The 3,491-nt window shown below is 69.3% G+C and carries 4 protein-coding genes; 2 read left to right on the forward strand and 2 right to left on the reverse strand.

Translation table 11 applies throughout. The features are described 5' to 3' along the window. Positions 1-123: 123 nt before the first annotated feature. Entirely contained in the window at positions 124-1,023 is a 900-nt protein-coding gene (locus tag Ato02nite_RS42630; protein ID WP_213012418.1) for a hypothetical protein, read from the reverse strand. A gap of 226 nt (positions 1,024-1,249) precedes the next feature. Further along, positions 1,250-1,939: an IS6 family transposase gene (locus tag Ato02nite_RS42635; protein WP_213012419.1), complete on the reverse strand. Its 690-nt coding sequence runs from the start codon at positions 1,937-1,939 to the stop codon at positions 1,250-1,252. 79 nt (positions 1,940-2,018) lie between these two features. On the opposite strand from Ato02nite_RS42635, the gene Ato02nite_RS42640 reads away from it, so the two are divergent. Beyond that, positions 2,019-2,990 carry a zinc-binding dehydrogenase gene (locus tag Ato02nite_RS42640; protein WP_246608050.1) on the forward strand — a complete coding sequence of 324 codons (972 nt, stop codon included), beginning with the start codon at positions 2,019-2,021 and terminating at the stop codon, positions 2,988-2,990. 260 nt (positions 2,991-3,250) lie between these two features. Further along, on the forward strand, positions 3,251-3,491 hold a 241-nt coding region (locus tag Ato02nite_RS53110; protein WP_369076934.1), incomplete at its 3' end, for an alpha/beta hydrolase.

Below are 3,491 nucleotides of genomic sequence, written 5' to 3' on the forward strand. Positions count from 1 at the left end.
CGGGCTACGGGGGGAAGGTCATTCGCCGAGGTTCCTCGCCGAGAACCCACCGGCACCCTCCAGGACCGGCATGCGGACCGGGCGGACAGCACGCGGGCCCGCGTGCACACGGCGAGCAGCTCCTCAGCTACCCGGCTGACGGATTGCGGCGCCCGGATCGGTGCTCTGCTCAAGGGCCGTCCACCACTCCTCCAGCTCATCGACCCGGCTCTGGAGTGCGGCGTTCGCCGCCCGGGCCGTCGCAAGTTCCTCGGTCAGCGCACCGATCGGCCCGGAGGCGGTCACGGCGTCAAGCCAGCCCGCGACCAACCGATCCTCAGCGGCGACCCGACGGAGCGCGGAGGCGACCACCTCCGGTGACAACTCAGCCACGAACTCTCTCGGGAGCGTGAGCAGGCGAGCGACCTCGCCGAGGCTCCGCGCGGCGCTCATCTGGCGCCGAAGGCGCTCGGCGGACGGCACCGCCGGTTCGGCCGGTGTCGCAGCCACGATCGGCTTGGCGGAAGACGGAGCGGGCTTCGACACAGGCGCGGGCGTAGGTGCCGGCTCCGGGTCAGGCTCGGCCCCTGCCGGGAGTTCGGGAAAGTCGTCCCCCACCCAGGCGTAGGCCAGAGTGTCGCCCTTCTGCCGTCGGACGACATTTGGCCACTTGGGCAGAACCGCCAGCGCGCGGGGCCCGTGCCGGGCCCAGGTCTCGTTCCGGAGACCAAGCTCGGCCAGACGCTCCCGGATCTCTCGCACCTTCAGCGGGACCGACGACTCGGCCAACAGGCGGAGAACCACCGCGAGGGGCTCTTGGGCGAAAACGGCGTGGAACAGCCGGGAGTCGGACAGAGCCAGGAAACGCAGCGAACCCCTCGTCGCGACGTGAACGCCGGCGCCCCGTGGGACAAGCTCTTCCTCATCGGTGTCATCCCACTTGACCTGATAGTTTTTCCCATCATCCGCGAGGATCGATCCGGCTCGGGTACGGCGTACGCCGAACGAATCGGACACCCGGACAAGACCCTGATCTGCGCTCACGAATGCGACTGTAATGGTTATCGTCGCGGCCGGGGCGCCCGCCGGTGTCAGCCCGTCCTGGCCAGGCTCACCGGCCGTGCGCGCCCAGCGCCAGCTTGGCGGAACAACTCTGAGCGGGTGTTTTAGAAGGGTGTAGCTCGGGCTTGTTGCAGGGTGCGGCGTTGCTGTCGTGGGCTCCGTTGCATTGCGAGATTGCTGGACGTGCTGAGCCCTGCCGGACCGGGTGTCAGATCGCTTGGGCGAGTTCGATGAAGGCCGCGACGACCCGCAGCGCGGGACGCGCGTCGACCGCGAGTTCGTAGTGGCCGCGGCGCAGGTTCTGCACGAAGGCGTGCCCGGTGATCGCCACCTGCGCAGTTCGATCAGTCTGTAGTCCCCGCATCGGTCGCAGGCGGCGTTTGAGTTGACCGTGGTCGGCTTCTATCGGGTTGTTCGCGTACTGCTCGACGTGGTGCCATGCCGCCGGCAGGAGTTCGTCGAGCACCGCTGGGTAGACGGGCGCAGCGTCGGTGACCACCTCGTTCGGGATGACCGTGAGCATCCGGAGGGCACGGGTAAAGAACCGTCGAGCTGCCGCGGCGTCTCGACGGGTCGAGACCAGTACGTCGATGACCTGGCCGTACTGATCGACGGCCCGGTAGACGTAGCGCCACATCCCGTTGACCTTGACGTAGGTCTCGTCGACGAACCACCGGTCGCCCGGCGCGTGCCGTGCGAATCGCGCGGCGTAAGCCAGCAACGGCGTGAACCGCTGTACCCAGCGGTAGACCGTGACGTGATCGACCTCGATCCCGCGTTCGGCAAGCAGTTCCTCCACGTCGCGGTACGACAGGCCATAGCGCAGGTACCAGCGCACCGCCAGCACGATCACCTCAGCCGGGGAACTGCAACCCGGCGAACGGGAAGCTGGGCTCATGCGAGCTTGGACTGTTGCTGCACAAGACGATGACGTACGCCTCTCTGGGGTTTCTCCGCCGACGCTTCAGGGCGGTGGCGTGCTCGTGGAGGTGCTCGCCGCGCATCTCCCGGCGTACACGAAAATGGTGGTGAAAGGTAACCGCGGCGGCTTGCCGGTCCCCCTGATCTTGGGACCCTCCTGCATCGCCCGGGTAACCGACGTCGCGCCCGACGTGTTTCACGTCGCCCCGGGCGACATCGTGCTGGACACGGCGCTGCTCGACGCGGGTGGCGGCGACGAGATCCTGGTGGGCTGGGTCGGCCTGGGCGGTTCCGGCACCGGCAGCGAGCGCACGGACCGCATGCGTACGGTCTGGCGCGACGGCGTCTTCGCCGAGCGCGCTCAGTGCGCCAAGGAGACGATCGTCAAGCTGCCCGGTGCCGAGAACTATCCAGACCCGGCCCGTCTGTCGTTCCTGCCGTGGCTCTGCATCGCCGCCACGGGCCTGCACGCGGCGGGCACGCTGGCCGGCCGCGACGTCGCGGTGATCGGCGCGACGGGCCAGCTGGGCGGCGCGGCGGTGCTGGTTGCGCTGGCGGAAGGCGCGGCGACGGTGACGGCAGTGGGCCGCAACTCCGACGCGCTCGACCGGCTGGCCAAGCTCGACGCCCGCGTGCGCACCCACCAACTGACCGGCGACCGCGCGACCGACGCGGCGGCGATCGGCCCGGTGGACGTGGCCCTGGACGCCCTCGGCGCCACGCCGATGGCGGACGCGACCATGGCCGCCTACGACAGCTTGCGAAGGCGCGGCACCCTCGTGCTCATCGGCGGCGTACGCCAGGACCTCCCCATCCCGTACGGCGACCTGATGCACCGCCGGCTCACCGTGCGCGGCTCCTGGATGAGCGACGACGAAACGGTGACCACGGTGTGGAACCTGGTCCACTCGGGGCAGCTCGACCTGTCCGCGGTCGAGCTGCTGACGGTCGGCCTGGACGACCCGGCGGCCGCCCTCGACCTGGCGGAGCGTACGACAGGCCTCCGCTTCGTAGCCCTCGTCCCCTGACCGCCCCGTTTGAGGCCGTCGCTCTGGCGGCTGAGCGCTGTCGCCCTACTGAACGGGGAGGGCGGCGCGTATGGAGCAGACCCAGCGTGGCCGGGCTGACCCGGAACAGGTCCGGCGTACGAGGAAGCAGCCCGACGCGACCTGGAGCGCCCCCGATGTGCCGGCGCGGCAGTTCCGAAAATCGGCCCAGCATGGGTACGCACAGGCTGCCGCAGTGGCGCCTGTGGTGATAGTTCGAAGAGAGTGGGTGCCGGCTGCTGATAGCGCGGCGTCGGGGCCTCGGCTGTCACACCGTCGCGCAATGGGCTCACCGATATGACGTCCGGGTCCGTACTGCGCTGTTGGTGGCGCCGCCCGACATCGACCATTCAGTATCACAAGGCGCGCCGAGTGCGGGTTTCGGTCCACCAGCGGCAGACCCTTTGCCGTTCCCGGCAGTGTTGGCGACCAGCGGCACCGACCGCTGGGCAGAGATCAGAATGATCTTCCCCGGGTTCCGTG

This window comes from Paractinoplanes toevensis (assembly GCF_018332695.1).
GTDB classification, from domain to species: Bacteria; Actinomycetota; Actinomycetes; order Mycobacteriales; family Micromonosporaceae; genus Actinoplanes; species Actinoplanes toevensis.

What these genes read in the sequence shown, in the direction of transcription:
- Ato02nite_RS42635 (WP_213012419.1), bottom strand. Translation starts at nt 1,939, where the DNA reads ATGAGCCCAGCTTCCCGTTCGCCGGGTTGCAGTTCCCCGGCTGAGGTG.